Here is a 3,163-nt window from a genome sequence, read left to right on the forward strand (position 1 = left end):
GCCCCGGCGTGACCACCGCCCCGGCCCCCCACTCCCGCACCACCCAGCCCATGCCGGCAAACTCCGAGGCCCGCACGCGGGCGAGGGGGAGGGGGCGCGGGCCGGCGTAGCCCTCCAGCTCAAACAGAATCTCGCTGTGCACCCCGTCGGTGCGGGCCACCTCGCGCGTGATCACGGCGGCGAGGTTGGCCAGGCGGTAGTACACCACCTGCTCCCGCTCCAGCTTCCCGGCCTCGATCGCTCCGGCCCGCACCCGATAGCGCGGGTAGCCGGTGAGCACGAACCCCCCACCGCTCAACCCGTCCAGCGGGCAGGCGGAGGGTTGCCCCTCCGTGGCCCCGGTGGTGCCGGTGCTCAAGCGGCCAGCCGCGCGGGGGGTGTAGGGCTCGAGGGCGCGGGCCTTCTGAAGGGTCATCTGGCCGTAGGTGCGGCCATCCCCGGCGTGGCGCTCATCCCACTTGGGGCGGTATAGCCGAGACTGTCGGAACAGCCGGTCTGCTCGAGCCTCATCGTTGCCGGTGATCCACATGAGGAAAGAGGCCAGGGCCATATCCGCCCGGCTGTGGTCGCCTCCGTGCTCGGAGGTATTCCCCTCCCACAGGGGGCGGGCCCTGGGTACCAGCCGAAATAGGGTCTCCAGGGCCTCGCTATCGGACAGCTCGAGCCCGGCCACAGGTTGGGGGCCGGGCATTGGTGCCGGGGGGAACAGCTCGGCCAGCAGGGCCTCGAGTTCGGCTTGGCGCTCCTGGAGGTCGTCGGGGTAGCCGGCCCAGTGCCTCCCCGTGACCGTGAAGTAGCGGCCTCGGTCGTACACCTCCAGCTCCACGCCGGGGGCTAGTTGTTTGCGGTGGGGGGTGCCTTGGGGCAGGCTGCCACGCAGCAGGATATGGCACCCCTTGCGGCTCGGGCTCCACTCGGTGTAGCTGTTGAGCCTATCCGCGATGGTTTGTGCTTCAAGGGGTACGCCTTGCCCCTCGTACCCCTTCCAGTCCAGATCAACCCCAACGACGCCCCCACCAGGGGCGAACACGAAGCCCAGCCCCTCCAACTTGTGGCCTTGCAGGGCCTGCAAGGCGTTTTCGAGCGATCCCCAGGTGCTCGGGTTACCCGTGCTAGCCCGGACGAGCCGGGCAGGGTTGGGCTGGTAGGGCACCTTCGTGGCTTTACCTTCGCGATTTTCAACCCGCCACACCACCCACTGGGATAGCTCCCGCAGGGCGGGGGGCACGCGGAGGGGCAGCATCAGCGATCCTCCGCGTGCAGCCGCGCATCCACGGCGCGATTGGTCACAGCCAGCAGCCACATCAGGGCTGGCCAGGGCAGGCGGGCTAGCAAGCGAGCCAACAAAGCGCTATAATATCCATAGCGTCGCATCCCCCACCTCCCTAGGCCCCGCCCACCCCGGCGGGGTGCAACTCTTCCAGGCGGCCCTCGAGCAGGGCCTCAACAACGCGGCGGGGTACTAGCAGGCGCTTTCCCAGCCGCACCCCGTAGCGGCGGGCCAGCTGGTAGGCCACATCACGCCCCAGGCGCTCATGCCCGATCAGCGCACGTAGCTCGCTTACCGTGTACAGCAGTGGTGTGTGCATAGCCGCATGGTGGCGCACACATCCGCACTTGCCCACGGCATTTTCAGCGGGGGTGAAAGTGTCGCCCCCGCCCTGCTATGAGCTGGTCACAACTTCAAGCGTTCGCGGGCTTTTGCTAGCGCCCTCTCCACGCTCCTTACATCCAACACAGCCTCGCCCCTCTCGGCGAGCCTTTCAGCGATGCGACCCGCTCCCAGCCCTTCAACCAGGTTCCAGGCCAGCCAGCGCAGATGCTCCAAGCGTTGAGGCCACTCATCCACTACAGCCCCGGCCTTTAGGTGGGCCTCCCGCCAATTGCGGAAGTACTTTCGAGCCCGCTCGAGGAAGGCTTCCTCGGTCTCGTTGGGCAGGGGCTCGAGTGGGGGTAGCACGGGGGCGCGGAGAAAGCCGCTCGTTGGCTCCAGCCGGGTGTGTGTCGCCAGCACCTCAGCCGGGTTGTGACAGGCCCCGCAGTAATGGTCAATGATCTCCTCAAACCAACCCGGCGGCTCTCCGGTCTGTCCCAGCGCGGGCCAGATTCTCCAGGGGTCGGGGTCGGTGAAGCGGTCGGGGTACTCCACCGCAAGCACCGCGAGGAAGTGCAGCCGGTCTTCCTCTAGCCGCCACTCGGGGGTGGTTATGTGCTGTCTGCCACGTGCCACGGCTTGACTCCCCCTGCCCGGCACGTGGTAAAGTAGAGAGTCCACCGAAGGGCTCCCGGCCACGTGCCGGGGTTTTCTTATTGAGTCTAGCACCTTGCGCAGAGTCCAAAAACTCTACGGTTGTTCTACGGTGATTCTACGGTTTATGACCCCGTTGGGGGCCGAAAGTAGCCGGAAACACACTCGCTGTTTTGCCGATAAGCAAGGGCTTATCCGTAGGTAGCCGTAGCCGTCCGGGTAGTCTTTGGCCTCCTTTGGAACCGTCGGTCGTGGTTCGAGTCCACGTGCCCCAGCCACCTCGAGGAACGGCCCGCCAGGCCGTTCCTTAAAATTTGGTCAAATTTCACCGCCGGGCTAGCGGCCATCGCCTAGGCTCGTTTCATGGAAGTCGCGCAATCGCCTGTTGCCGTCATCATCACGCCCAACGCCACCATTCGCGCGTTGCTCGAGATGGTGCTCGAGCAGGAAGGATTCAAAGCCCAATTCTTCGGCACCCCCCAAGAAGCCATGACCCTGCTGCGCGAGAGCGTCCCCAGGCTGCTGCTGCTCGACGAGGGCCTCACCCCCGACGCCTTCTCGGTCTCCGGCCGCCTCAAAATGACCCGCCGCCTGCGCGACGTGCCGGTGCTGGTGCTGGTCAGCGAGCACGACGACCGCACCCGCGTCACCGCCGAGATCTCCAAGGTGGACCACGTCATCCCCAAGCCCTTCGAAAGCCGCCACCTCCGCTCGCTCCTGCGCTCCGTGCTGCGCTCGAGCACGACCCACGAGGCGGCGTCGGGGTGAAGAGGGGAAATTAAGCGGTCAGCTATCAGCTATCAGCTTTCAGCCATCAGCGAAAAGCTCGCGGCTCGTGGTTCAACCCCCCCCGGCCCTGCCCGCGGGCTGGGAGGGTTTATCCCCCCCAGCCCCCCTTGTTAAGGGGGGTAAACA

The 3,163-nt window shown here is 66.4% G+C and carries 4 protein-coding genes; 1 reads left to right on the forward strand and 3 read right to left on the reverse strand.

Translation table 11 applies throughout. The features are described 5' to 3' along the window. The 3 genes from Mterra_RS20070 to Mterra_RS20080 form a co-directional block, all read right to left on the reverse strand. Positions 1 to 1,243: phage NrS-1 polymerase family protein (locus Mterra_RS20070; protein WP_119316715.1), on the reverse strand; the 1,243-nt coding region annotated here is incomplete at its 3' end. Between the two features lie 142 nt (positions 1,244 to 1,385). Next, positions 1,386 to 1,589 carry a hypothetical protein gene (locus tag Mterra_RS20075; RefSeq protein ID WP_119316718.1) on the reverse strand — a complete coding sequence of 68 codons (204 nt, stop codon included), beginning with the start codon at positions 1,587 to 1,589 and terminating at the stop codon, positions 1,386 to 1,388. An 86-nt stretch (positions 1,590 to 1,675) separates the two neighbouring features. Next, positions 1,676 to 2,230, reverse strand: coding sequence for a hypothetical protein (locus Mterra_RS20080; protein ID WP_147372968.1), 555 nt, complete (start codon positions 2,228 to 2,230; stop codon positions 1,676 to 1,678). Positions 2,231 to 2,611: 381 nt separating this feature from the next. Between Mterra_RS20080 and Mterra_RS20085 the strand changes: the two genes are divergently transcribed. Further along, positions 2,612 to 3,016 (forward strand): response regulator, encoded by a 405-nt coding sequence (locus Mterra_RS20085; RefSeq protein ID WP_119316717.1) that lies wholly within the window; start codon positions 2,612 to 2,614, stop codon positions 3,014 to 3,016. The last annotated feature ends 147 nt before the right edge of the window (positions 3,017 to 3,163 follow it).

Origin of the sequence: Calidithermus terrae, from assembly GCF_003574345.1 — a bacterium.
Taxonomy (GTDB): domain Bacteria; phylum Deinococcota; class Deinococci; order Deinococcales; family Thermaceae; genus Calidithermus; species Calidithermus chliarophilus.